A 25,666-nucleotide genomic window follows, 5' to 3' on the forward strand; every position below is an offset into this window, starting at 1 on the left:
AAAGCAGAGCGCATCTTTTTACTTGGAACCAACGCATCTTTCCGGAATAAAAGACCATCATGCAGCTCATACAGTAAAAAATCTGGAAACTGATGAATTTCCGAAGCTATAACCTGTTCATCGGTAAAACCTTTGAGCCAAATCGTTTCGTCGTCCACTGCAATCAGTACATTTTTCCAGTCTCTGATTGACCCCAGAAAATCTTCATCCCTTCTGGGAAGTTCTGCCCAAAATTCTTTTATACACTTTGAAGGATCTTCTGCCATAAGCTTTCAATTTCTTGCCGGATATATTCTTTCTGTTCGGGATTTCTGATCCAGTCGCAACGGGTCTGGAGGTATCTCAGTTTATCTTTAATCACATTCTGTTCTTCAAAACTCAGTGTTCCACCATTCCATTTATCAGTAAGGATCTTCACATCCTTCATTACTTCTTCCGGATTGGGTGTTTTGTTGTGCATCGCCTGTGGATGGGAATTCGGGTGGTCATCTTTTTCAATGGTCCTGTTGATTATTCCTTCCAGGATCTCAATCTGCTCTTCTGTATCCCAAATATGTTTCAGAACCCAGAGATCGGAGAGAATGGCTTCATTTCTTCCACAGATCAGGGCACTTGCAGCAATCAGGTTTTGAAGCTTCACGGCTCTACGGTCTGAAATGGCAATTCCGGTATTTCGTAGGTTTATAATAGTATTCAGATAGACTTCATAAATGGGTCTAAGATCAATTGTTTTACACAAATTCTGAAGCTCTCTGATCTCATGTACATGAATTTCGGGAGTTTCAGTTTCTTCTTCATTTTCAAGTTTTCTTCCGGCTAAAAGAACCTGATGTAATAATTCGGGATTCACATAATCTACGTTGATTCTCACCAGGAAACGGTCAAATAATGCATTTAATGCTTCATCTTCGGGAAGAACATTACTTGCACCTACAAACATCAGTGCCGGTAAATGTTTAGTTTCTTTCCCTCTTTTGAATATTTTTTCATTAAGGGCCATCAACAGCGAGTTCAGGATAGCGGAATTGGCATTGAAGATCTCATCCAGGAATACCATGGACGCTTCAGGCATCATTCCTTCTGTATTGGTAAGAAGCTCTCCTTCTTTTAATTTTCTGATATCAAAAGGTCCGAAGATTTCATTGGGTTCTGTAAAACGGGTCAATAAATATTCAAAGTTTTTCCCATCTTTTACCGTTTTGGACAATGTTCTGACAATGGCTGATTTTGCAGTTCCCGGAGGACCATATAAAAAAGCATTTTCTCTCGCCAAAAGACAGATTCCCAGTAGATCTACTACATCATTTTTACCTACAAAAGTATCTTTTACGTAGGTAAGGACTGTATTAAGTTTATTGATATTCTGAGTCATTAGTTTTCTTCAGTTATTATTTTTAGTTCTCTCCAGAATGCGTCTTTATGCATTCCCAATTCTGAAATAAGCATTTTATTGATCGTTGGAATTTCCGCCAGTTTATAATCTCTTTTTTCAAGAATTCTTTCGAGATACAATTTCCGGTATGTACTGTCTTTTAATTCTTCTTCCCAGTTTATACCCTTCAAATCAAGATCATATCCTATTCCCGAATAATGAAATTCTGTCAGAATATCTTCAAGCATCCCAATCAAAACATCTTCCGGATCCAGTGTATTCAATGCTACAATGATCTGTGGCAGGAATCTCAAAGACAAATCCGCAGATAGTACAGAAGAGATATCTTTTTTTTCTTTAAACCTGAAAATAAGGCGATCTATATTTTTTGCTGTATTTTCTCTGATCAGATAAAGCTGAGCACTGTGATACAGTATTTTTCCTGCCCACACTGCTGCTGCTCTGTCACATGGCATTCTTCCAGATAAAAATTCAAGCCTTTCCTTTTCAAATTCTGTCTCAAAATAATCCCCTGCCTCTGCTTCTTCTTTCGAAGAAATCTCCTGGAAGTTTGAGAAAAGGGTAATGCATTCAGTTTTCCTGAGCAAAAAGATCGTATCTAAGAATGGTGACCTGGTTTCCATCATCTAACAAAAATAGAATTATTTCGTTGAGAATAAAACTTTTGAATAGGGGATTGATGTTAAATGTTGCTTTCTCTATTTCAGTCCCCATATAACAATATCAGGCTACTATTTCAACAATATTGTTTTCCGGATCAAGAATAACACTTTCATAGTAACCGTCACCTGTAGTTCTGGGTTCTCCGGCGATGGTATAACCATCTTTTCTCAGGACTTCTGTAAGTTCATTTACATTTTCTTTAGTTTTGACAGCAAATGCCAGATGGACAATCCCAAACTGTTGAGAATCATAAGAGCCTGTATTTTCTTTAATACCGGAACGGGTCATAATTTCAAGACGGCTGCCACTATCAAAACTCAGAAAATAGGACTCAAAATTTTTAACAGGATTATGGTATTTTTTGTTGGAAACGGCTCCAAAATATTTCTGATAGAATTCTCTGGTTTTTTCAAGATCTTTTACCCAGATGGCAATATGTTCAATTTTCATTTTTCTCTATTTTACTATTGTATAGCAAAGTTAGCAGGCTTCACTTTGCAATATCCGCTCTCTGTTATTCTATTCTTGTTCTGTATTTACCAAAAATACGGGTTGAAAATCATTTAAAAGTTCAGGTTTGCAATGAATACAGGCTCTCTCAATATGAAGTTTTCAACAGACGGTATACAAAACCGTATTTAAAATACTTATATATACCATTTTATGCATTATCTTTTCATGAGGTGGCTTCGTTATTCACTCCCTGTAATGTCACAGACAATCTAAAAGTTATTATCTTTGCATCTGTCAAAATAAAATTATGAGTATTCACATCAGTGCAAACAAAGGAGAAATTGCTAAAGTAGTATTGCAGCCGGGGGATCCGCTTCGTGCACAGTATATTGCTGAAAATTATTTAGAAAATGCAAAACTGGTAAGCAAAACCAGAGGTATATTTTATTATACAGGTCTTTATAAGGGTAAAGAAATCACAGTAGGGGCAAGTGGAATGGGCTTTCCAAGTATTGGGATCTATTCTTTTGAACTGTTTACAGAATATGAGGTAGATACTATCATCAGAATTGGAACTTGTGGTGCTTATAATACAGATCTTAAGCTTTTTGATATTTTGAATATTGAAAATGCAGCCAGCGAAAGTACATATGCTAAATATGCATGGGGAATTGAAGATGAGATTCTTCCTCACCAGGGAAATATCTTCAACACCATTAATGAAACTTCTAAAGAATTATCATTACACGCAAAAGCAATCAATATACACAGTAGTGATATTTTCTACAGAAAAGATCCTGAAACTCCTGCTATTGCTACAAAATACAATTGTCCTGCAGTAGAAATGGAAGCTTTCGGATTGTTTGCGAATGCTCAGCATTTAGGAAAAAATGCTGCTACTATCCTTACGGTAACTGACATTATTCCAACGCATGAAAAAATTTCTGCTGACGAAAGAGAGAAAGCCCTGAATCCAATGATGGAGCTGGCTTTGGAATCAGCATTGAAAAGTCTATAAAAGCGAATTCGCTTAAGAAATAAAAAAAGAGCTTTACTGTATCAGTAGAGCTCTTTTTTATAGCCTGAAAAATTTCCTGGCAACTTCTGTAGTTTCATCTGCAACTTCGGAAATACTCATCTTCTTCAAATAGGCAATGGATTGCGCAACATACGGTAAAAATGAGGGTTCGTTCCGCCTGTTCTGCATTCTCGGCATATTCTTCGGAAGCATGAAAGGAGCATCTGTTTCAATCATCATCCTGTCTAAAGGTGTGTATCTGATGACGTCTTCCAGGTGTTTAAACCTTTTCTCATCACTGATCGCTCCGGTAAAGCCCAGGTAAAACCCTTTATCCAGATATGTTTTTGCTTCATCCAGTGTTCCGGTAAAGCAATGAACTACTGCTTCCGGTAATTGGGAAAGATATTCGTCTGTAATATCATTAAACCTTTTAAATGCCGATCTTTCATGAAGGAAAAGAGGTTTATTCACGTCTATGGCCAACTCAAGCTGAGCCTTATAGCATTTTTCCTGAACGGGTCTTGGGGAGAAATCACGATCAAAATCCAACCCGCACTCTCCTACTGAGATCACATGTTCCTGTTGTAAAAGTTTTCTAAGTTCGCTGATGCTTTCGTTATTAAAAGATTTGGCATCATGGGGATGGATTCCTGCTGTAGAAAATAAAATGTCCGGATAGTCTTCTGCTATTTCTGCAGATTCTTTACTTCCACGTACGCTTGTTCCTGTGAGAATCATATGTTCTACTCCGTTATCCAAAGCGCGGTTAATGATTTCTTCGTGTTCATTGTAGAACTGTTTATTGGTCAGATTAATGCCAATATCAATGTAGGTATTCATTTCTTTTTTGTTTTATTATTTTTCATATAAAAATATCTTGTTACATATTGGTTTTTCACAGCATCTTTCAATTCTTTTTCTGTATAAAACCTTTTATAATCAGAGCGCTTCAATCCGTTAATTTCTTTTGTTATTTTGACCCATATGGTTTTCCTACGGGCTTTTTTAGTTTTCAGGAAACGTACTTCTTCTTTCAACTGATCTTCGATAGCAGAATTTTCGGTCCTCCGCCATTTTTTATTCCCATATTTCTGTAATTCACAGGAAATCTTACCCTCTTCTCCGGCTCTGAAATCTCCTTTGTTGTAAATATTCCTCATGGTTATTGAATAAAAATGATCATCAACAGGTATAATCGCTATTTAATTTCCGCAAAATTATCCGTTAACAGCGCAACCTTTTTACGCAGTAAAAATTATTCATTGATAAATTTTTCCAGAAAACCTATCAGTTTGGTTCCGCCATGGCTCCATCGTATTCCGTGGCCTTCTTTTTCCCTGACTTCAAAGACCAAACCGTGTTTATAATGAAAAAATACATTCCACCAGGTTTGGTTTTCGAGAATATAACAGATTCTCTTCATTACCTTCTCCTGTTTCTGTTGGTTATTGCCTTTGACTTCGCCCCAAAAATGATCATCCATTCTTCCGGTATGTTTTTCCCAGGCTCTCTGGGCAATGGTTATTTCATTGTTGAATGGTTCTTCGCATGCATTAATTAATACATGCTGAAGAGGAGGAATAGCATTCTCATCACGGATACTTGCCGGGGTAAGCCTTTGCCCCAACATAATAAGCCAGTCCTCAAAAGGAGTTTCTTCTAATTTTATTGCTTTAACCTCATCAGAATTATTGCTTTCCAATAAGCGAATAATCCTATCAAAAATGTCATGGCGGTTTATTTTTATTTCTTCAGTAAAATAAGGCAAATCCCAATCCAGCTTATTTTCTTTATAGGCCCGGATATTTCCTTCCAGGTTTTTCACATGTTCTTTTTCTAAAATAGCCTGGTGTTTTTCTTTCCAGGAATCAGAAATAAAGGGAATATACTTTTCAAAGCCATCCATTCTTCACCATGTTTTTATAAGATTGACGGAAAGAGACTCTTCTTGAATCAGATGTCCAATAAGATTAAACCATTGTTTACAGTGATCCAAAATCCATGCATCGGAAGAAATAATAATTTCTGAACTTTCTGCCAGAAATTTATCTGGATTAAACTGGAGCTCACTCTCCCAATTCAGGTTGTTTTCTGAAGCAAATGCAAGGACCATCTGTTTTACTCTTCCACTGTTGGAAACCGGTTGGTCAAAAACCCAGACCAGCTTTTGGATTTTATTTTTTTTAAAGAAAGAAGCTACCAATTCTACAGCTTTCAACGTCTGATTAACTCTTTTATAAGTTCCGTGAATTCCGGAAAGGTCGCGAAAACAACCGTCTGCACCTTCAAAAATATAAGCTTCGGAAAGCAGACTTTCCAACAAAATCAATACATTAAAACCATCAAGATAAATTATTCTGTCTTTTAATTCTGAACTCTTCAGTTGTTTTAAATTTCTCTCATGGATCTGCATATCGGAAGCTGATGCACCGCGTAAAGCCTGTATTTGTCTGGTCTTTAATCTATATCTGTTACCTACAAGTTCTGATCCTGCTTTTTCCGCATAACCTCTTGTCAGCAAATACTGCATATCCTGAACAGCCAGTTTCAGCTTACCGAGTTGCTTTTCTGAACCGAACAAGTTATCATCACCTGTATTTTTTCCACGGTTTCTGTTATTCATACTCAAAAATAGAATTTTTAAAGGTTTTTCACCTATAAACTTTTCCAAAAGAATCTTTAGCAACACCACAATAATATCATTTTGTTCACTTTATCATCCATCTGTTATATTTCCTACAACAAAAGAGATACTTTATACAATGTTTTGGTGTTGATTAGGGATAAGTTTGCAAAGACTTAAAAAATACCCTTATGAATACACTGAAAAAACTATGTTATCTGTGTGCAGCTATGCTTTTAACAGCATCTTTTGTATCATGTTCTGATAATGATGACGAAATTATTATAGAACAGCAGACTCCCTCACAGGTTCTGTCTTCTACTCCATGGGAAACTACAGGAGCTAAAGATAAAAATGGAAATAATATAGCATTAACTGATGCCAGCGTAGCCGGATATGTAGGTTTTGCTTACTTCAAAGCAGATGGAAAATTTGCTATTTACGGGCTGGATGATATCTTGAGATCAAGAGGAACCTGGTCTGTAGATGCGCAAGGTAAAAAAAGAACTATTGCAGCACTTAATCCGGACGGCTCTACTATTTTCACCCGTGATGTTGATATTCTTGTCCTTAATAAGAATGAATTCACCTATAGAATCTATCCTAGTTCAGCGGATCCATCGCTTTATTATGACATCATTCATACAAGAACTTCTCATGCCGAACCGGGCAACGGACAGCTTACTTTAGCTTCTACTCCGTGGGAAACTACCGGTGCTAAAGATAAAGACGGAAATAATGTAGCATTAACCAATGCCAGCGTAACCGGATATGTAGGATACTCTTATTTCAGAGCCAATGGAACATTCAAAATTGTAGGATTGGATGATGTTTTCAGATCTCAGGGGAAATGGTCTATTTCTGCTGACGGAAAGAAGAGAACCCTTATTGGGATCAACCCTGCTACCGGAGCAGTTACTTTTACAAGAGTGGTAGATATTCTTACCCTGAATGAGACTACTTTCACCTACAGAATTATTCCTGATGCAGCTAATCCGGCAGTATTCTATGACATTATACACACTAAGGTTACCCATAGTGAACCTCAGTAGTGATTATTTTTTTGATAATTAAGGAAGAACCTGCTCAATATCGGCAGGTTTTTATTTTAATTAATGATGTATAGAAAAGATCAGATATAGTCTTCCCACCATTTCTTCCAATCTGTTTTATCCAGGTTGTTTAAATTCACTTTCTCACCCATAACAGGTAGGGTAATAGGCTGCCGGTTTTCTTCTGCATATTTTGAAACCTGCTCAAGTGGTTCGTACCAGGTATGCTGTGCTAATTTAAATTTTGAATTATGAACAGGAATGAAGTTTTTTGCTTTCAGCTCTTTCACTTCTGTAATAATCTGTTCGGGTAAAGAGTGAATATAAGGCCATTTTTCATTGTACTGTCCACATTCCATTACCGCTAAATCGAATGGTCCATATTTTTCTCCAATTTCTGTAAAATGGTTACCATAGCCACTGTCTCCTCCTAAAAACAGTTTCATAGTGGGGGTTTTTAATACAAAGGAAGTCCAGAGTGAGATATTCCTGTTCAGCAGTCTTCCGGAGAAATGCCTTGCCGGCGTGAGAGTAATCCTGAAGCCTTCCGCCACATCAATACTTTCCCACCAGTTTTTTTCCACAATTTTCTCCGGTGCCCAACCCCAATATTCAAAATGCTGGCCGGTTCCCAAACCACAGATTACCTTTCCTACTTTATTTTTTAAAGCCTGAACCGTTTTATAATCCAGGTGATCCCAATGATCATGGGAAATAATAAGGAAGTCTATATCCGGCATATGTTCCGGTTTATAATAATCTGCTCCCGGAAATGCTTTTATAGATCCGGGCATGGGAGAAGCATTTCCACTGAAAACAGGATCTATCAAAAACTTTTTGCCATCAATCTGTATGAAATAAGAACTGTGTCCAAACCACACGAGAATATTTTCGTCAGGTTGAAGATTTTTAAGATCTGTTACTACAAACGGAAGCGCAGTTCCGGGTGATGTATTTTCTATTTTACACAGGCTTCCCAGAAGTGCTTTGGTCATACTTTCCCCTTCTAACAAAGCCGGTGTTACCAACATATTTTGAAACTTCCCATGGGTATAATTGGAAAGTGTACTGAAATATTCTTTTCTTTTTTCATCAGGGAATTGCCCCAGTTGTTTTACTAAATTCATTGTATTTTTTTTTTACATCCTAAGTCTCTCCTCTTCCATATCCAATCTTGTCAGATAATGTCTTATATATTCTTCGTTAATATTCGGGTTACGTCTGTTTTCTTCCCGAAGCCAAATTCGCTGTTGCTCCAAAGTCTCAAAATAGATTTCTTTAGCTTCCCCGGAAAGCTTATGAACAGAATCTTCTTTGTCTTCCTGTTCCCAACGGTCCATCAGTTTGTTGAAGTATTCATTTTCATTTCTCCTCTCTTTATAGTTTTCATCCAGATACCTGAAAGCAACCCTGCGCATTTCTTTTTTCAAAAAACGTTCTGATTCGTCTTCAGACATATATCCTCCATTGGAGTCGGATAAATTCAGTTTCTTTATCAATGCCGGCAAGGTCAATCCCTGAAGAATCAAAGTAACTAAAATGACCACAAATGTAATAAACAGGATAAGGTCACGATGAGGAAAAGGCTGCCCGTTCTCCATGACAACGGGAATAGATAATGCCGCCGCCAGTGAAACCACACCCCGCATACCGGTCCAGCCCATTAGAAATGGGGCTTTCATACCGGGATCCCGGTCTGCTACATTGATGAAATTCCGCATAATCAATGTTGTAAATACAGCACCAAAAGAAGCCAGAAAACGGACAATAATCAGTACTGCTGTAACCAACAATCCATAGCTTACTGCTTCGGACAGGCTTATTCCTTCTTTGTTCAGTCCTACCATAATTTCGGGAAGATCCAGCCCTATCAGAAGGAAAACAATTCCGTTGATCAGGAATACAAAGCTTTCCCATACGTTGGAGCCTCTCAGTCTGGATTCTGAAGTTCTGAAAATTTCATGCCTTCTTACGGAAAGAAAGAGTCCGCCACTTACGACTGCCAGCACACCGGAAGAATGAACTTCTTCAGCAGCAATATACATGACATAAGGTGCTACTAAACTGAGTATGGCATCCATATTAACATCGGTGGGGAATATTTTTTCAATTTTAAGAAAGATAAAAGCCAGTACAACCCCTATTCCAAGGCCTCCAAACACCATCCATCCAAAACTTAGTACAGCATCCTGCCAGATAAACTGTCCTGTTGCTACGGCTACCATGGCAAATCTAAAAATAATCAGAGAGGAAGCGTCGTTGAATAAACTTTCGCCTTCTAAAACAGTGGATACATTTTTAGGGGCCTTTACAAATTTTAAAATAGCTCCTGCACTTACGGCATCAGGTGGTGACACTATTCCTCCCAACACAAAACCCAGGGCTAATGAAAATCCCGGAATATAGGAATTGGCTACAAAAGCCACAGATATTGCAGTAAGGAAAACAACAATAAAGGCAAAACTGGTAATGATGCGCCTCAGTTTCCATATTTCCTTCCACGAAACCGCAAACGCAGCTTCATATAAAAGCGGAGGTAGAAAAATTATAAATATAAGCTCCGGATCAATCTTTATAGCAGGCAATCCAGGAATGAAACTGATCAGTAATCCTGCAATCACCAATATAATAGGATAGGCAACTTTTAAACGATTGGCCAGCATTATCGAACCGATAATCACCAGAACCAATCCTAAGTAATAAATAAAATCTTCCAACATTGTTTTTTGAATTATTTGTAAACCAAATTATATTATTTCTGAAAAAAAAATGTCTCCAATTTGATTTTTAAAATAAATATAAGCATTCAATGTGGAAATTTCATACTGCTATACAAAGAAATGTACAGCAGTATTTTTTCAAACCAGTTTTTCCTGAAAGAACGGAATCAGTTGTTCTACAGCTTCATCTACATAATTTTTTCTGTCATATAAGGACATATTCCCCTATATATTATAGTCTATAATTTTTTATTGGTTTCGGAATACTTTGGGTGACAATCCGGTTTTTTTACGGAAGAATCTGGCAAAATAATTGGGATAGTCGAAGCCAAGGCTATAAGATATTTCACTTACAGAAAGTGTCGTATTTTTTAATTTGTCTTTAGCCAGTTTTACTACATGGTCATGGATGTGATCTAATGGAGATTTACCGGTAAAATGTTTAATGAGATCACCGAAATAATTGGGTGAAAGATTACTTTTTTGGGCAAAAAAAGCGACAGAAGGCAGTCCTGCTATATTTTCGTTTTCTCGGAAATAGTTTTCCAGGTTTTTATAAAACTCGTCTATGACTTTGTGATAGATAGTGCTTCTGGTATCAAACTGCCTGTCGTAAAAATCTTTAACATAGGTCAGTATTAAATTAACATAGGAGATGATTACTGTTCTTGAATAATGTTCTTTTTGAAATTCATTGTTTGCTTTTCTGAAAAGATCCCATAAAATTGTTTCCTCATCTTTGGTGAGAAAAAGAGCTTCGTGATTATTATAATGAACAAAGCTGTAGTCCTTTGCATATCTTTCAAGGTATTTAGCATTTATCATAATGCAAAGCCCTGAAAACGGAGGGGCAATTTCCCACTCCAATGTATTCTGAGGGCAGTCTACATACATATAAGAAGAGTCTGACTGATCTTCCAGCAATGGATAGGAAACAAACTTAACCTCCATAGGCGGTTTGATTGCTAAGAGATAAAAATCTATTGTAACAGGATCAGACTTTAGCCTGATATCTTTTTTATCCTGAAAATCTACAATATGAAGCTCATCACTTTTTAACCCGTCAACATTCAGGTAACGGCTAAACTCCGGTATGCTAAGTATTTTTGTTTTCATTTTTACAGGGCTTCAATAATGGGGTGAAATTAGATTTTTTAAGCTATCCCATCAGGATACAAATTCAGGAAAAACGGATACATTTTACTGTTTCTCTATGTAGAATATTTATTTTTAAGTTACTAATTTATAGAGTACCAAACCAGATACCAGACATACAAGCATCAATACACCTCCCACTTTGAGCATGGAAGTCCAATACTCCTTTCTATCGAATGTAAAATCTACAGGATTGATACTGTATACAGAATAAATCCAGGGATTTATACGCAAGTCCGGTCTGAAGTGTGCAATTCCCTGTAAATACCTTCTCCGCAAAGCTTTCAGATTTTTTATATAGTAAGTATAGCCGGCATCCATTCCTTCAAAATCAACATCTACTACATATCCTCTGTCATTCACCTGCAACATATATTGTTTGTTTCTGGGGCTGAGACCTACATCATATTCATCTGAAAAACAGTATTTTTCTAAATTAGCATACAAAACCTCATCTACACTGCCGTCAAACCTTTCATAATGAACTCCTTTATCATCAACCACAATTTTCTTCACTTCTCTCTTTCTTATTTTTTTCTGATAGCGAAGAAAACGGTAAAGCAGAAACGCTACAACAGGATAATACAGTATTCCCACTGCTACCAACACCATTACGTGATTACAGAGTATAGCAGGCAATGCCAGAATTGCCAGAAACACGATCAGTAATATAAGTACCCCAAAAATTCTGGTCAGCCAGGTCATGAACCACGAAGGTTTAGAAATAAGGGGTGAAAATTCTTTCATTATATCCTCTTGCATCTGTTCAAGATACAAAAAAATATTAATATAAAAGAGCCACAGTAGCGTGCTGCAGCTCTTAATACAAAATTGAAAATAAGATTTGTTCTACTAAAAACTATGATTAAAATTATACGATTGTATATGTTTTTTCTGTAACGGTATTATATGTATCGGAAATTATATTGTCTACAAATCTCCATTCTGCCAGAGAACTTCCGGAAGTAAATTTCACATGCAGATATCCTCTTTTATAAAGGTTGGCATAATCCAGATCGTCGATCAACATTGAAAATGCCTGAGCCAATTCTATAGCTTTCGTAGGGTCGGATGAAATTCCCAGATATCCTTCAAGTCCCGGAGAAGATACGGAACTGCAGGCAAGCTCTGTCCCGATGTGATTTCCCTGGGCATCTTTCAGTGTTCCCAGCCACGCATTATGAGTATCCCCTGCCAGTACCACTACTTTTTTCCCGGCAAGAAGAGAATACAAGTGTTCCCTTTCCATAAAATAACCATCCCAGGCATCTAAGTTATAAGGTAATGTTGTTGTAATTCTTGCAATTTCCTGTGGGGTAAGGGTTGGGTCCTGTTGTTTGTATCTTGTTTTCAGAACAATCAATTGGGTAATGGTAGTCTGAAGTGCCAGCATGGTAGCCGGCTGTGCACTTCCGTGCTGTTTTATTTCTGCAAGAATCTGATTAAGCAACATCAGGAGTTCAGCTGGGACCATCATTTTTGTCATGAGGATCTGCTGCCCCAATACCTGCCATTTTGCAGTGCTCCCATTGATCTGAGAGCTCAGCCATGACATCTGCTCGCTTCCGACCAGTTTTCTGTTGGTGCTCAAAAAATCTGCTGTAAACTGTGCCTGATTAAAGTTTCCGGCGTTATCCAGATAATCTGAATATTCCATTTGTTTATCTCTTGCGATCACCCTTGTATCCATCATGTGAAGGGAAACAATATTACCGAACTGGAAACTTCTATAGATCTTCAGATCTTTTCCTGTTTTCAAAGGGATATATTCACTATAAGCCTGGAAGGCAGCCATCTTTCTGGCCTGGAAATCTCCTTCATTAGGCTGATGATTTTCCGCTCCGGATTTGTAGGTATCATTCGCAAATTCATGATCATCCCACACGCAGATAAAAGGTTTTTTCTGGTGAAGAAGCTGAAGATTTTTATCTCCTCTGTACTGTCTGTATCTTTCCCTGTAATCATTAAGACTAAGGATTTCCTTAGCCGGTTTATGGGCTCTGCCAAGCTGGTTGGTATAAGGGTTTGTTCCATATTGTCCCGGAGCGTATTCATAGATATAATCTCCAAGGTGTACCACTACATCGGCTTCAGATTGGGCAATAGCACCATATACATTAAAAAGCCCGGCAGGAAAGTTAGAACAGGAAACCACAGCCATTTTCACTTCGTTTACGGTATCTGTTTTTGAGGGTAATGTAAGGGTCTCTCCAACAACAGAAGCTTCTTTGGTAGTAATATTATAAAATCTATAGTAGAATTTAGTATTTGATGGAATATTCTGTACATCAACGGCTACGGTAAAATCATTAACAGATGTAGCTGCTGCCTTGCCTCTTCTCAATACTTCTGAGAAATTGCTGTTTTTACTTATCTCCCAGGTAATTTCAGCATCAATACCTGTAGAGTATCTTGTCCAGATAATAATTCCCCCTGCTGTAGGATCGAAACTCGCTACTCCGGATTCAAAACCTGCATTTTTAAGGTCAGAGGGAGCATTTTCATTAGCATCATTAAAATCATTATCTGTACAGCTTTCAATTAAAGGAGCAATAAAAATCCCTCCTGCCGCCAGTAATGAATTTTTAAGAAATCTCCTTCTGTTAATCGGGTTGTTGTTTTCCATCATTATTTTTTCTGCAAAACAACGTTATCTGATCAAGAAGGCTGTTAACTCAATTTTAATTATTCTTTATGGTTCTTTAAACATCTGTTTAATTCGAATTTTACCTGTTTCCGGAAACGATATTATCTCGAACATTATTTTTCCACACCTATAATTGAAAATAGGATTATTTAAGATTTTGTGAGTTTTAATTGGATCTGAAATTCATTAACCATTTTATCAAATACAATTTCCAATGAGCCTATCTGAAGATTCGAGGTATTTTTTATGATAATCAATGGGTTTTTACGGTCATCAACAGTAGAAGTATATTTTAGATCTTCATTATGGTCAATCTCCTTAATTATGTTCTGCAGGTACTTCTTCACTACACTTATATCAGCATCCGAATAGAGCGTAATTTTAAAAATAGATTTTGCAGGATACACCAGCATTTCGAAGGGCCTTCCCCTCAAAAACACACCATAAGAAATATAATCCTGATCTGCATACTGAAAGCCTATACCATTGATAAAGTCTTCCGGCTCTCCATTCTCAATTCTGTCATGAATCACTGCAAGATTGGCTATCAGGTCTTCAACAGACTGATCACATTTATAGCAGTCTGTTACTTCATTTTCCTTTCTATCGGCATAATATTCTTTTGAATTTTTAGTATTCAATAATGCAGTATAATACAAAGAACCTATCTGCCCCGGAAAAACAATCTGATTCTGAAATTCCTCTTTTACCTCCTGAAATATTTCTATCATACCTATGTCCAATGATTCTGATATAAGCTTTGTTTCTCCCGGTTTTAATCTTACCATTGAGTTTACTGCACCAAAAATTATAAAACTCACATAGTCTTTAGGCTTAGATTTAAATAAGACTGAATAATTAATTAAAATGGAATCTTTTGTATTGGAATTGGTTATACTCGTTTTATAATTAACTTTATGATTCTTAACATCTTCAGAAGACTCAATAAGTTTAAAATGGATATATTTATTAAGTTCTTTGGAAAAATTTAAAATTTTACGGGCAGTCCAAAAACTCCAACTATCATAAAAATAATCCAATTTTTTTGATTCTACATAGGCAAAATCGATATCGTTTCGCAATTTAGAAATGACCTGATCATAGGATTCTTTTTCTATATCAGAAAGAGGTCCATGGTTTTTTAAATAAGTAACTAATCGGTTAATATAAGCTGCCTTCATTCCCATTTCAATGGCAATTGTCCTTTGGTAGGAATTAGCACCCCTTGCCAGATAATTTCCATTTTCCCCTAATGAAAAAAAAAGTTTCAGTGCATTTATTTCATTATTTTTTAACTGCTGATCAAAATTTATGTCTTTTTCAGTGAATTCAGATATACTGTCAAATCCATTTATTGAAACTTTTCTCACAATATTGAAAAAAATTTCAATATCCTTATAATTGTTTACATCCATAGCATTGTAACCCGCCACTAGATCGGCCTGGGTCTCATCTACTAAGAGCTGTTCCTTAGAAACAAGCGAAGAGTATCGTTTAAAGGTTTCTTTTCCCCATTTAAAATACTGTTTTGCATGCATTTTTTCATGAGCAATAATCAGACGTATTAGAAACCTTTTGTCAACATGATCGAAATTTTTAATTTTTTCCAGAATTTCATTTTTGTTGATAATAACTCCATAATCGTAATCATATTGAATGCCACTGATATCACTTATCCAGATATCTGTTTTGTACAGCGTTTCGTTCAGTTTAGCATTTTCCTGAAATACCAATATTTCAAAATCATCTTTTACGTTGGGTTTTCTAATTTTACCGGGGTCTATCTGTCCGAACACAAAATTCTCACAGAATAGTAAAAAAAGAATACAGAAAAGTTTCATGGCTATTCATTTTTCATGTTTTTACATTTAAGGGCTTGCAATCCGCATATTAAGGCAATACTTGCAAGGGAAATCAAAATGCAATATCCAATATTTAAAACCTGCATATTCTTTTTAATTTCCTTTTCAGGCCATATTTTATATAACTGAGTGACATCAGTAATATTTTCACAACTCTTAATAATCTCAAGATCCGGGATATCAGGATTCTTTTTTCTGATCGATTCGGCACAACCTCTTATCGCAACAGCAAATTGATCCCCTTTTACAAATCTGGAGGCCTCTACCCCATCTGAAGAAAAGATGACTGTCTTTTTTTCTATCAGGTGATTATAATAAAAGAAACTCCCGATAAAAAGAATACCGAATACAATAAACATTATAAACCAGTTTCGGGCAAATATCCCTTTTGAGTAGGTATACCCCAGAAATAAAAAAATGATTGAAATAAAAATCAGAATGAAGTTGTAGATATTTCCACCGGCAAACAACTCAGTTTCTCCCTGATAATTAAATATACCAGGTTTTAAAACAAAAAGTCCAATGATCTGGAGTAATACTGCCGCAAACTGGACAATATTTTCTAATGTGGTTTTAAATTCAGTTGTCATAAATCAGGTATTTTTTGTCCAGTACAATAGGAAGTATACAAATATCATTGGCCGATCTCCCGGCCGTCAGAATAAATTCTTTACGGTATTTCTTTTCTTCAAAAAATATTTCAATGATATTCTTTCCATAAGAACCACTTAATGACAGTTCTCTAATATCATCACAGGGGAAAGAATTAAACTCTGTTTCACTAAGCTTTCTATTTTGGAATCCTACTTTCGTATATTTCAAAACAGCACATTTCAACGTATCTATTTTATTATTTTCTGATTTTAAAACAATGAATTTAACTTTACGGGAAATCGCACATTTAGGACATGGTTCCAACCCTTTTATGCTCTTTAACGAATCTAAATTGGCATTGTAGATCTCAAAATCATTTACCGTGCCTTTAATATATCCGGAAACATATGCCTTATTAATATAATTAGCTTTCAGCATTGATAATTCTCTTGTTTCTTCAGCCATGATCCGTTTTCTTTCTACCGTATCTTTAATCTGAGAAATGAATTCGTATTCGTTTTGCTTTAAAGCAATTACATTCTTTAGATCATAATTCGAAATGGTATTGTCTTTTAGGATATCTGATTTCTTTCCAATAAGAAAGCCTATATGATCATAATACATTTTCTTTAGCTGCTTATTGGATATAGTGTCGGTTTGGGCAAGGCTGGGAAGAGAAACTCCCAACATGATCATTATTATAAGAGTTTTCATCGGTTTTATTTTAGTTTTTAGTTTTTTTCAAAAGTGATTCTGTAATCACAACATGATACTCTAATTTACACTTTTTTGTATATATAAAACAATAACCCTTTGATTTTTAATGAAATAATTTCATAGAAAGAAACAGAAAATTGCCCTGTTGATTGGATGCTTACATAAAAAGCAAATAACAAAGCACTCACATTATTCTGCAAGTGCTTATTTCTTTGGGTTAGTTCTTCAATATATATTCCCCGGAAAAGTGTACTCTGTAAACTTTACACCGTGGCCTACTGTATTTATAGGAGATATTGTATAGCAGTACAATTGAAAAAGTACATGCCAGTTACATCCATATCTTATAGTACTTCCGGATGATCATTCGCTGCGCTTACTGTCTTTTCAATTTCCTTTAAGTAGATGGAAAGAGGAGTTCCTGTTCTTTTTTTGAAAGCCAGTGTGAAAGCCTGCTCATTATTATATCCTAATTCTTCTGCAATAAAAGGTATTTTATAAGACCGAAATCTTCTATCCCTTGCCAATCTGCTGATCGCATAGTCAATACGAAGATCATTGAGATAAGCTGCAAAGTTTTTCCCTTTATGGGTATTGATTACTTCTGACAAGTATTTAGAATTTGTTTTTACTTTTTTCGCCAAAGTTCCCAACGTAATTCCCCTGTTTAAAAACTGTTCTTTATTCTCAAAAGCATCAAGCTCCTTCAGAATACTTTGCGTTATATCTTCCGAAATCGTTTTCGTTGCTTTATCTTCTGTGTTTTCTATATTTTGAGGTAAGACAATATCCGGTAATACTTCTTCTTTTTGTATTTCAACCTCTGGTTCCTTCTTATTTTCATTAACAGACTGAATTAAGTCCTGAGCAATCTTTCGGTATTTTTTTTCAGCGTTTTTATATTTAAAATAAAAATTTATAAATAATAAAAGAACTATTAATAAGGCTCCCAGCACTATATAAAGGAATATCTTTCGTTGTTTGAGTTCTTTGGTAATGCTCTCTTTTTCCTGTAACAGATTAGGAGTGTCATATCTTCTCGGTAACTCTCTTGATATATACCTGAAACGGGTATCCAATACTTTATCGACATCTAAAAATCTTTCAACATAATAAAGCTGTTTTTCTTTATCTTTTTTCTCTTTATAGTAATCAATAAGGTAAGTATATACTTCTCTGAGCTCAGGAAAAACATAATTTGTTTTAAGCACCATAGAATCTATTTTAGCAAAATTCTCTATGGCTTTATTGCTTTCCTGTAATCCCGCATAAGCCTTTCCTAAATTTAAAAGAGTATAATTTTGATTTCTTTTGCTTGGATAACTTGCGGTGAAAAAGAAGTTTTTACACTTCTGTAAATTTTCAATAGCTACATTATATTTTTTTAATTTTAAATTATAATAGCCCAATAATCCCAAATTCTGATGGTAAGCATATACGTTTTTGCTTTTCTTAGCAGCCAGTAATCCATCCTGGATCAATATATATGCAGAATCCATTTTATTGATTTCTATATAGGCATCTGCTAAATTTAGTTTAAGAATAGTATGCTCACTCTCATTCATATAATCAGCATTATACAAATAATATCTAAGGGTTTTAGCTGTTTCGGCATGCTTTCCAATATAATTCTTCAAATAGGCAATACTGATCTCAGCCATCGCAATCTGTCTTTTATATCCCTTCTCTTTCGCATATTTCAGACCCAGTACATAATTATTCAATGCGGCCTGCAGATTGTCAGATTTAAAATATAAATTCCCTCTTAATAAATAGGTCCGGGCGGGATAATAAATTTCTTTGGAATTTTTGGTAATAGTCTGTAAACTGTCCAGATACTTTAATGCATTGGGTAAAGATTCATCAACGTGGAGCATGACATACGCCTCCGCAATCTGAACTTCATCTTTTTCTTCTTTCGCTTTTTGGAGATAGTATTTTGCGATATCTCTTTTACTTTTTACATCTTCAGGTTTAGTCTCATAGAATTTTTTCTCCAATTCCTGATAGGTATACTCTTTTAAAACACTCTTCTGAATATTTTCTACATTACCTGTCTGTGCATACAATAGATTACACACCACACTTAACAATAAAAGCAGCTTTATTTTCAACATCTGCATCTCATTTTTTACAAAAATATTATTTAAAAACGAGAGTCTTATAAAAATTTAAAAAAATCATTATAAAATACTATATATCAGGTAATTAAAATAAGTGTACAAATTATAAATTCATGAATTTATACATACTTTTTCCCAACATAGAGAAAAAATAGCTTTATTTGTAAACAGCTACTTAAAACATTTTAAAATGAAAAATAAGAACGAAACAAAAAAGAAACTATCTTTAAAAAAATTACAGATGGCAAAAATTGACAATCTCAACAAGGTACACGGCGGCGGTGGCGGCGGCAAGCACATGCAATACATTGATGGTTGTGTAAATGGCGATGATGGAAGCATCATTGATGATAGCCTGGGGATACCACCACCTGTTCTTACTAAATAATTTCTTATGCAGTATAAAATATTTCTCACTTCTATTCTTTTAACAGCATCTTTCAAAGCACAATTAAGTAATCTGGCTCCTTCTGTTCCTGCTACGGATCATTATTTTGGCACCAAAATAATAGATGAATACAGGAATTTAGAAAATTTACAGGATCCTAAAGTAATTAACTGGATGAAATCCCAGTCGGATTTCACGGCTTCAGTATTAAGCTCTATTCCTAATAGAAATTATTATTTAAATAAAAGGTTAGAGTTTGATAAGAGAGAAGGATATTCCTTGTATGATTTAAAAGTAACTGAAAATGATAAATATTTTTATTTGAAAAGAAATGTTGGAGAAAAAACCGCCAAGGTTTATTACAGAAATGGATTTAACGGGAAAGAAAATTTACTTTACGATCCCGCCAATTTTGTATCCTCCAAGAAAACAACAGATACTCCCAAAACCGGCAATTTTATAATCAATCTTGTAAGTCCCAGTGGGGATGGAAGTAAAGTGGCCATTTCTTTAACCCAGGGAGGTAAAGAATTATCTGAAGTTATTGTGATGGATGTGGATAAAAAAAGTATTTATCCACAAACCATCATTAATACCAATCCTGCCTCTATTGGAGGTATAAAATGGCTTGATGACAACAGTGGTTTTTTCTATACCTATTATCCGGTTGTAGATCTGCAGGCTAAAGAGTTCAGGAAAAACACCCGCGCTATGCTTTATAGAATAGGAGAAGATCCTAAAAAGCTTAATGATGTCTTTTCAAGTACCCATAATCCTGATCTGAAAATAAGCAACACGGATTATCCTGCCATTCTGGCTTTCAACCCTGAAGATCAACACTACATCGGAATATTGGTAGATGCAGAGAACTTCAGAAAAACATTTTTTATTGAAAAGAAAGAACTATTAGAGGGGAAAAATAACTGGAAACCTTTGTATGATAAGGAAAGCAAAGCGTTTTCCATAAGGTTGTCAGGAAATGACATTTATTTTTTATCAGGATATAACTCATCCAATTATAAGTTATGCAAAACCAATATGACCACCAGAGATTTTAAAAATCCTGAAATACTGGTTCCTGAAAAAAAAGATGAAGTTATCAAGCAGTACACTATAACAAAAGACGGGATCTATTATGTGACTGCCAAAAACGGTGTGGAAGCTAAATTATATTTGTATCAAAACGGGAAAGATATTCCCATCAAACTACCTTATGTTTCCGGCAGCATAGATTTACAATCAAAAGGAAAGAACTTTTCTGATATATGGATCAGTTGTTCGGGATGGGCCAATGAAGAAGAGCGTTTTAGATATACTTTATCTACCAACACTTTCACCCAGGAAAATCTTGTCCCAAACATCGATTTCCCGGAATTTAAAGATATTACTGTAGAAGAAGTTTCTATAAAATCTTACGACGGAACAGAAGTTCCTTTATCCTTAATTTATAATAAAAACACTAAGAAAAACGGCAAAAATCCGGTACTTATGGATTGCTATGGGGCTTTTGGAGAATCTTCAATACCATTTTTCGCTAAGAGTTATCTATTATGGGTCAATCAGGGAGGTATTGTGGCTATTCCCCATGTAAGAGGAGGTGGAGAAAAAGGAGCACAATGGCATACTGACGGACAGAAAGATAAAAAACCTAATACCTGGAAGGATCTAATTGCCAGTGCAGAATATCTTATTGATCAGAAGTTCACGTCACCGGAAAAAATCGCGATCTGGGGAGCCAGTGCGGGAGGTATTGCAATAGGAAGAGCAATGACCGAAAGGCCAGAGCTATTCAAGGCTGCAATTATAGAATCCGGGGTATTAAATACAATCCGGTTCGAGAACAATGGGATTCAGGCAACCAGCATCAAAGAATATGGAAATCCGAGTGATCCGGCTGAGTTTAAAGGATTATTAGAAATGGACTCTTATGAACATATTAAAAAGGGGAAAAAGTATCCTGCTGTTTTACTTTGTGCCGGAATTAATGATCCAAGAGTTTCACCGTGGCAATCTACAAAATTCGCATCGAAACTATTAGCGAGCAGTACTTCAAAAAGACCTGTTTTATTAAATATCGATTATGAAGGAGGCCATGGCGCAAATATTCCGGTAGCCCAACGGTATTCTAACCTGTCAGATATCTTTGCATTTGCATTCTGGCAATTGGGACATCCCGATTACCAGCCTCAAAAAGATAATAAGAAATAGATGTCTCGTTTTCCTTACCATTTTTTTGATGAGTATGTTTTTCGTACTCCCCTGTTTTCACGGAAGCAATTCCATGAAATGACAGGTAATGATGAAATTCAAAAAACGGCATTGAAGTCCATATATGCAGATCCTGTTTTTCAGGAAGCTATTTATTTGGCATCTCCTTATCTTCATAAAAAACTGAATGACTGGCTCAATCTCAGCCTCCATGGATCCAAGAAAGAAAATCAGAAACTGGAAAACAGTTTTCTAAAATATTACAGCCGTATGAGCACCCGGTCTATTCCTTTTGGTTTGTTTACTGAAGTGGGAGTAGGAAAATTTGGAACAGCCCCAAATCCATTTTACGGGAAAGAGAAATTTACCCATGAGCATCTTGTGAGGGAAACTCAACTGGATATGCACTTTCTGGTTGGTCTATCCAATCATTTGGTAAAAACTCCTGAGATAAGAAATAAATTATTATTTTATCCTAATAACAGTATTTATACGGTCAGGAATAGAATCCGCTACGTTGAATACCAATACACCCAAGGGCAAAGAGAATATATCATCTCATCAGCTCCACTTTCTGAAGAATTACAAAACATCTTAGATTTTTCAAAAAAAGGGAAAACCATACAGCAGCTTTCAGCTCTCCTGATTGATGAAGAGATCAGCCGGGAAGAAGCTACGGAATTCATCAATGAATTAATAGACAATCAGGTTCTTGTAAGTGAACTGGAACCTAATGTATCCGGAAAAGACTTCTTAGATATTATCATCGGATCTTTACAAAAAACAGGAATCAGCAATGAATCTGAAATCCTGACTTCTATAAAAACCAAACTGGACACCATAGATACCACTATTGGAAATCCTGTTTCTTTATATGCTGAAATTGAGGATTTAATTACATTATTCAATACAGAATATGATCAGAAATACCTGTTTCAAACTGATCTTTATTTCAAAGAAAAATTCATTTTACCTCCGTACTGGAAAAAAGAATTAAAAGAAGCGGTAAGCTTTTTAAATAAAATTACACTTCCTCAAAAGGATAACCACCTGGAGAGGTTTAAAAAAGCATTTCACGAAAGGTTTGAAAAGCAGGAAATGCCACTGGCTTATGTATTGGATACAGAAATAGGAATTGGCTACAGACAAGATATTCCTACCAAAGGATTGCATCCTTATATTGAAAACCTGGATTATTCATCATCTCATCATCAATCAACCCTAAGAATTGAACTGGATCCTATCCAGCAAATTCTCAATGAAAAAGTGCAGGAAGCCTTACTCGACAATCAGTACAAAATAAAGCTGTCTGAAAAGGATTTTGAAGAATTTGAGGAAAACTGGAATGATCTGCCTGATACTATTTCTTTTGTCACGGAAATTATCTCTGAAAATAATGAGGAAAAGCTTTCTCTAAGCAGCGGAGGCGGAGGCAGTGCAGCCAATATTCTGGCAAGATTTTGTTCTGAGAAATCTGAGGTCCAAAATTTAACAAAATGCATTGCACAAAAAGAACAGGAACTTAATACCGGTTATATTTCGGCGGAAATTATCCATCTTCCTGAAGCAAGAATAGGAAATGTTATCAGAAGACCTACGCTGCGCCCTTATGAAATCCCTTTTCTCGCACAATCCATTCTGCCGGAAGAAAATCAGATAAGTATTGATGATTTATACATTTCCCTAAAAAATAATAGAATTGTTTTACGTTCTAAAAAACTGGACAAAGAGATTAAACCTTACCTGACCAACTCACATAATTATTCCGCCAATCCGTTGCCGGTGTATCATTTCTTATGTGATCTTAATCGTCAAAATATCAGACCATTCATTAATTTTAACTGGCGAGATTTACAAAACATCTATCAGTTTTTACCAAGAGTGGAATATAAAAATTTAATTCTTTCAAAAGCCTGGTGGAAAATTACAGAAAAAGAGCTTACTCAGTTTTCAATATTGAGCAGCTATGAAGCAGGGAATAAAGAACAGTTATTATCCGGTATACAATCCTGGAGAAATAAAAGACAAATCCCATCGTGGATTCAGTGGGTCCAGTTTGATAATAAACTCACCATTAATCTGGATAACTATGATCTGGTGAAAGTTTTTATTGATACCGTAAAAAAGTTAAAATCAATCGTCATTGAGGAGTTCCTGTATAACGAAAATACTGACTTTATGCATCAGTTTATTTTTTCAATGTATAGAGAGGTTGAGGGGCAAGAACCAAGAGTTAAGAGTTAAGGTAAAATATGTAAGATAAGGGATGATGATAAAAAGAAAGTTTGTTCCGGGAAGTGAATGGCTGTATTTTAAAATATATACAGGAATAAAGACTGCAGACATTATTTTGGAGGAGTCTATTGAACCGCTAGTGGCCTACTTCAAAGAAAATAATTTAATTTCACAATGGTTTTTTATCCGTTATAGTGATCCAAATCCTCATCTCAGGCTTAGGTTTAAGCTTACGCAAACAGAAAACTATACTGACGTTCTCCAAAAGGTCAATACTACCCTCACTGAATATACCAACAGTGGAGAAATTTCAAATATCCTTATCGACATTTATAACCGGGAAATAGAAAGATATGGCAGCAATACAATAGAAGAAGCCGAAACCTTATTCTGGAACAACAGTGAGTTTACATTACAATGCCTGCATTATACCGATGAGGAGAAACTCATGATCAGTTTTTTTTATATTGATGAACTTCTAAATCAGCTCAATCTTCCGATTCAGGAAAAACTGAACTGGATAAAAGACTTCAATGAAGTATTTAAAAAGGAATTTAATGCCGATAAAAAACTTAACAGTCAGCTGGATAAGAAATATCGGGAATTTAATCCCCAATTATTAGATTTTATCCAATCTGAAGAATTTTCTGAGGAAAGGAATACCATAATTTCCACCATCAGTGAAAGTGCTTCTGTATTACAAACGATCCTCAACCATCATGAAAATGAGTCTTCAGAATCCTCACCACAAACATTCTTTCAAAGTATTTTTCATATGAATATCAACAGGATGTTTATCTCCAATCAACGCCTCTTTGAAATGATTGTTTATGATTATTTATTCAGATATTATAAAACGGTTGCGTTCCGGGCTTTGTAGGAGGGCCATGAAATCTAAAGAAATGTAATATTCTAGGCCTTTTGTTTCTAACTAATACATCTACATTTTAATTTACTACAACCTCTTTCCAACTTGTTTTACAACTATCTTTCCATTGTTTTGGAAAATCTTCATCATTTAATATACTTTTAGGTATTAGTACATATGTAAGCTTTTTTCTCTTCGCTCCTTCTTCTTTGATATAAAAAAAGGAGAATTCTTTTCTTTTAAAATAATATCACCAACATTTACACGATCAACACTTTCTCCTAACAAAATCAAAGTATCAGATTTATTATATCTTGAGATTTTTGCATGTGTTATAAGTCCTTCCCTAACTGCAACTTTCTTTTTTACTTTTCCTTCTATTGCAACTTTAATATCTGCAATAGTAAACTTATTACCATTGCTTGGTGAATAAACAAATAAAAATAGAACAAAAACAGGAAATAAAAAAGGTTGATTTGGTTGAGCAAAAGAAAGAAGCTCAAACCGACATTGAAATTAAGGGTAAAGCTGAAACTGATAATCCGATTGAGTTATATAACATTGAAAACGGTGACACTTTGCAAACTATTAAAGTTACCGGGAATGCCGATGTATCGATCAGAACGAAAACTAATGAATCGGATCAGGTGAAAAAAGAAAACACTTCTGAAACCTTAATTGAAAAGTTCAAAGAATTCTCTGAAAATATAGTCAAAGAAAATAATCTCAAGGAGAGATTAAAGACATTAAAAACAAATCAAAGGAAGCTACGAGACGAACCGGAACAGCTTGGAGTTTTAGATTGATTAGTGGATTGTGGCATTTGCACTATTACTTTTAGCAATATTTATTTACTTTAAAAAATTATAGAAAGAAATGAAAAACACTTACAGAACAAGATTATAAAAACGCAGCAGAGGAATTAAAATGTGAAGTCGCAGAAG

At 35.4% G+C, this 25,666-nt stretch carries 23 protein-coding genes and 1 pseudogene; 7 read left to right on the forward strand and 17 right to left on the reverse strand.

Going from position 1 to position 25,666, the window contains the following annotated elements:
* The 4 genes and pseudogenes from JML65_RS22185 to JML65_RS22200 form a co-directional block, all read right to left on the reverse strand.
* Window positions 1–266: pseudogene (locus JML65_RS22185) on the reverse strand (hypothetical protein); the annotation flags it as partial.
* Entirely contained in the window at window positions 239–1,372 is a 1,134-nt protein-coding gene (locus JML65_RS22190) for an AAA family ATPase (protein ID WP_202272262.1), read from the reverse strand. The pseudogene JML65_RS22185 and the gene JML65_RS22190, both read right to left, overlap by 28 nt.
* The gene (locus JML65_RS22195) at window positions 1,372–2,019 is read right to left on the reverse strand and encodes a hypothetical protein (RefSeq protein WP_237390968.1); all 648 of its coding nucleotides are present in this window, start codon (window positions 2,017–2,019) and stop codon (window positions 1,372–1,374) included. Before JML65_RS22195 ends, JML65_RS22190 begins: the two co-directional genes overlap by 1 nt.
* Window positions 2,020–2,116: 97 nt before the next feature.
* Window positions 2,117–2,506 (reverse strand): VOC family protein, encoded by a 390-nt coding sequence (locus JML65_RS22200; protein ID WP_202272264.1) that lies wholly within the window; start codon window positions 2,504–2,506, stop codon window positions 2,117–2,119.
* 310 nt (window positions 2,507–2,816) lie between these two features.
* Here JML65_RS22200 and deoD point away from each other — a divergent pair, with 310 nt between their 5' ends.
* The gene (deoD, locus tag JML65_RS22205; protein WP_047489445.1) at window positions 2,817–3,527 is read left to right on the forward strand and encodes a purine-nucleoside phosphorylase; all 711 of its coding nucleotides are present in this window, start codon (window positions 2,817–2,819) and stop codon (window positions 3,525–3,527) included.
* Window positions 3,528–3,584: 57 nt separating this feature from the next.
* On the opposite strand, the gene JML65_RS22210 is transcribed toward deoD, so the two are convergent.
* The 4 genes from JML65_RS22210 to JML65_RS22225 all read right to left on the reverse strand — a co-directional run bounded on the left by JML65_RS22210 (window position 3,585) and on the right by JML65_RS22225 (window position 6,153).
* Window positions 3,585–4,370, reverse strand: coding sequence for a TatD family hydrolase (locus JML65_RS22210; protein ID WP_202272266.1), 786 nt, complete (start codon window positions 4,368–4,370; stop codon window positions 3,585–3,587).
* A complete protein-coding gene (locus tag JML65_RS22215; protein ID WP_202272268.1) occupies window positions 4,367–4,690 on the reverse strand; it encodes a hypothetical protein in 324 nt (107 codons plus the stop codon). Before JML65_RS22215 ends, JML65_RS22210 begins: the two co-directional genes overlap by 4 nt.
* A gap of 95 nt (window positions 4,691–4,785) precedes the next feature.
* Window positions 4,786–5,436, reverse strand: a complete 651-nt coding sequence (locus JML65_RS22220) for a hypothetical protein (protein ID WP_202272270.1) — start codon at window positions 5,434–5,436, stop codon at window positions 4,786–4,788.
* A 3-nt stretch (window positions 5,437–5,439) separates the two neighbouring features.
* Window positions 5,440–6,153, reverse strand: coding sequence for a DUF434 domain-containing protein (locus JML65_RS22225; protein WP_202272272.1), 714 nt, complete (start codon window positions 6,151–6,153; stop codon window positions 5,440–5,442).
* 191 nt (window positions 6,154–6,344) lie between these two features.
* Here JML65_RS22225 and JML65_RS22230 point away from each other — a divergent pair, with 191 nt between their 5' ends.
* A complete protein-coding gene (locus tag JML65_RS22230) occupies window positions 6,345–7,205 on the forward strand; it encodes a DUF4822 domain-containing protein (protein ID WP_202272274.1) in 861 nt (286 codons plus the stop codon).
* Between the two features lie 80 nt (window positions 7,206–7,285).
* Here the strand turns inward: JML65_RS22230 and JML65_RS22235 are convergent, their stop codons facing one another.
* From JML65_RS22235 to JML65_RS22275, 9 genes are all read right to left on the reverse strand, one after another.
* On the reverse strand, window positions 7,286–8,332 hold the full coding sequence (locus JML65_RS22235; protein ID WP_202272276.1) for an MBL fold metallo-hydrolase: 1,047 nt from the start codon (window positions 8,330–8,332) through the stop codon (window positions 7,286–7,288).
* Window positions 8,333–8,344: 12 nt separating this feature from the next.
* The gene (locus JML65_RS22240; protein ID WP_202272278.1) at window positions 8,345–9,925 is read right to left on the reverse strand and encodes a Na+/H+ antiporter; all 1,581 of its coding nucleotides are present in this window, start codon (window positions 9,923–9,925) and stop codon (window positions 8,345–8,347) included.
* Between the two features lie 249 nt (window positions 9,926–10,174).
* Window positions 10,175–11,041 carry a helix-turn-helix domain-containing protein gene (locus JML65_RS22245; RefSeq protein WP_084086776.1) on the reverse strand — a complete coding sequence of 289 codons (867 nt, stop codon included), beginning with the start codon at window positions 11,039–11,041 and terminating at the stop codon, window positions 10,175–10,177.
* A 114-nt stretch (window positions 11,042–11,155) separates the two neighbouring features.
* Window positions 11,156–11,827, reverse strand: coding sequence for a hypothetical protein (locus tag JML65_RS22250; RefSeq protein WP_202272280.1), 672 nt, complete (start codon window positions 11,825–11,827; stop codon window positions 11,156–11,158).
* Between the two features lie 124 nt (window positions 11,828–11,951).
* Window positions 11,952–13,709, reverse strand: a complete 1,758-nt coding sequence (locus JML65_RS22255) for an alkaline phosphatase D family protein (RefSeq protein WP_202272282.1) — start codon at window positions 13,707–13,709, stop codon at window positions 11,952–11,954.
* A gap of 167 nt (window positions 13,710–13,876) precedes the next feature.
* Window positions 13,877–15,568: a hypothetical protein gene (locus JML65_RS22260; RefSeq protein ID WP_202272284.1), complete on the reverse strand. Its 1,692-nt coding sequence runs from the start codon at window positions 15,566–15,568 to the stop codon at window positions 13,877–13,879.
* Window positions 15,569–15,570: 2 nt separating this feature from the next.
* Window positions 15,571–16,179, reverse strand: a complete 609-nt coding sequence (locus JML65_RS22265; RefSeq protein WP_084086780.1) for a hypothetical protein — start codon at window positions 16,177–16,179, stop codon at window positions 15,571–15,573.
* On the reverse strand, window positions 16,169–16,897 hold the full coding sequence (locus JML65_RS22270) for a hypothetical protein (protein ID WP_047489477.1): 729 nt from the start codon (window positions 16,895–16,897) through the stop codon (window positions 16,169–16,171). Before JML65_RS22270 ends, JML65_RS22265 begins: the two co-directional genes overlap by 11 nt.
* Before the next feature lie 347 nt (window positions 16,898–17,244).
* A complete protein-coding gene (locus tag JML65_RS22275) occupies window positions 17,245–19,017 on the reverse strand; it encodes a helix-turn-helix domain-containing protein (RefSeq protein WP_202272286.1) in 1,773 nt (590 codons plus the stop codon).
* A 196-nt stretch (window positions 19,018–19,213) separates the two neighbouring features.
* On the opposite strand from JML65_RS22275, the gene JML65_RS22280 reads away from it, so the two are divergent.
* The 5 genes from JML65_RS22280 (at window position 19,214) to JML65_RS22300 (ending at window position 25,528) form a co-directional block, all read left to right on the forward strand.
* The gene (locus JML65_RS22280) at window positions 19,214–19,411 is read left to right on the forward strand and encodes a hypothetical protein (RefSeq protein WP_084086783.1); all 198 of its coding nucleotides are present in this window, start codon (window positions 19,214–19,216) and stop codon (window positions 19,409–19,411) included.
* Between the two features lie 6 nt (window positions 19,412–19,417).
* Window positions 19,418–21,619, forward strand: a complete 2,202-nt coding sequence (locus tag JML65_RS22285; protein ID WP_202272288.1) for a prolyl oligopeptidase family serine peptidase — start codon at window positions 19,418–19,420, stop codon at window positions 21,617–21,619.
* Window positions 21,620–23,863, forward strand: coding sequence for a lantibiotic dehydratase family protein (locus tag JML65_RS22290; RefSeq protein ID WP_202272290.1), 2,244 nt, complete (start codon window positions 21,620–21,622; stop codon window positions 23,861–23,863). It begins immediately after the preceding gene.
* A 22-nt stretch (window positions 23,864–23,885) separates the two neighbouring features.
* Window positions 23,886–24,734, forward strand: coding sequence for a thiopeptide-type bacteriocin biosynthesis protein (locus tag JML65_RS22295; RefSeq protein WP_202272292.1), 849 nt, complete (start codon window positions 23,886–23,888; stop codon window positions 24,732–24,734).
* A 413-nt stretch (window positions 24,735–25,147) separates the two neighbouring features.
* A complete protein-coding gene (locus JML65_RS22300) occupies window positions 25,148–25,528 on the forward strand; it encodes a hypothetical protein (RefSeq protein WP_202272294.1) in 381 nt (126 codons plus the stop codon).
* The last annotated feature ends 138 nt before the right edge of the window (window positions 25,529–25,666 follow it).

The organism is Chryseobacterium sp. KMC2 (assembly GCF_016756935.1).
GTDB lineage: Bacteria > Bacteroidota > Bacteroidia > Flavobacteriales > Weeksellaceae > Chryseobacterium > Chryseobacterium rhizosphaerae.

Bases quoted from the DNA above. Each gene is read 5' to 3' on its own strand.
- JML65_RS22235 (WP_202272276.1), bottom strand. From the start codon at position 8,332: ATGAATTTAGTAAAACAACTGGGGCAATTCCCTGATGAAAAAAGAAAA.
- JML65_RS22280 (WP_084086783.1), top strand. From the start codon at position 19,214: ATGAAAAATAAGAACGAAACAAAAAAGAAACTATCTTTAAAAAAATTA.
- JML65_RS22225 (WP_202272272.1), bottom strand. From the start codon at position 6,153: ATGAATAACAGAAACCGTGGAAAAAATACAGGTGATGATAACTTGTTC.
- deoD (WP_047489445.1), top strand. From the start codon at position 2,817: ATGAGTATTCACATCAGTGCAAACAAAGGAGAAATTGCTAAAGTAGTA.
- JML65_RS22250 (WP_202272280.1), bottom strand. From the start codon at position 11,827: ATGAAAGAATTTTCACCCCTTATTTCTAAACCTTCGTGGTTCATGACC.
- JML65_RS22275 (WP_202272286.1), bottom strand. From the start codon at position 19,017: ATGTTGAAAATAAAGCTGCTTTTATTGTTAAGTGTGGTGTGTAATCTA.
- JML65_RS22295 (WP_202272292.1), top strand. From the start codon at position 23,886: ATGATGATAAAAAGAAAGTTTGTTCCGGGAAGTGAATGGCTGTATTTT.
- JML65_RS22260 (WP_202272284.1), bottom strand. From the start codon at position 15,568: ATGAAACTTTTCTGTATTCTTTTTTTACTATTCTGTGAGAATTTTGTG.
- JML65_RS22240 (WP_202272278.1), bottom strand. From the start codon at position 9,925: ATGTTGGAAGATTTTATTTATTACTTAGGATTGGTTCTGGTGATTATC.
- JML65_RS22210 (WP_202272266.1), bottom strand. From the start codon at position 4,370: ATGAATACCTACATTGATATTGGCATTAATCTGACCAATAAACAGTTC.
- JML65_RS22220 (WP_202272270.1), bottom strand. From the start codon at position 5,436: ATGGATGGCTTTGAAAAGTATATTCCCTTTATTTCTGATTCCTGGAAA.
- JML65_RS22195 (WP_237390968.1), bottom strand. From the start codon at position 2,019: ATGATGGAAACCAGGTCACCATTCTTAGATACGATCTTTTTGCTCAGG.
- JML65_RS22265 (WP_084086780.1), bottom strand. From the start codon at position 16,179: ATGACAACTGAATTTAAAACCACATTAGAAAATATTGTCCAGTTTGCG.
- JML65_RS22285 (WP_202272288.1), top strand. From the start codon at position 19,418: ATGCAGTATAAAATATTTCTCACTTCTATTCTTTTAACAGCATCTTTC.
- JML65_RS22215 (WP_202272268.1), bottom strand. From the start codon at position 4,690: ATGAGGAATATTTACAACAAAGGAGATTTCAGAGCCGGAGAAGAGGGT.
- JML65_RS22255 (WP_202272282.1), bottom strand. From the start codon at position 13,709: ATGATGGAAAACAACAACCCGATTAACAGAAGGAGATTTCTTAAAAAT.
- JML65_RS22290 (WP_202272290.1), top strand. From the start codon at position 21,620: ATGTCTCGTTTTCCTTACCATTTTTTTGATGAGTATGTTTTTCGTACT.
- JML65_RS22190 (WP_202272262.1), bottom strand. From the start codon at position 1,372: ATGACTCAGAATATCAATAAACTTAATACAGTCCTTACCTACGTAAAA.
- JML65_RS22270 (WP_047489477.1), bottom strand. From the start codon at position 16,897: ATGAAAACTCTTATAATAATGATCATGTTGGGAGTTTCTCTTCCCAGC.
- JML65_RS22245 (WP_084086776.1), bottom strand. From the start codon at position 11,041: ATGAAAACAAAAATACTTAGCATACCGGAGTTTAGCCGTTACCTGAAT.
- JML65_RS22200 (WP_202272264.1), bottom strand. From the start codon at position 2,506: ATGAAAATTGAACATATTGCCATCTGGGTAAAAGATCTTGAAAAAACC.
- JML65_RS22230 (WP_202272274.1), top strand. From the start codon at position 6,345: ATGAATACACTGAAAAAACTATGTTATCTGTGTGCAGCTATGCTTTTA.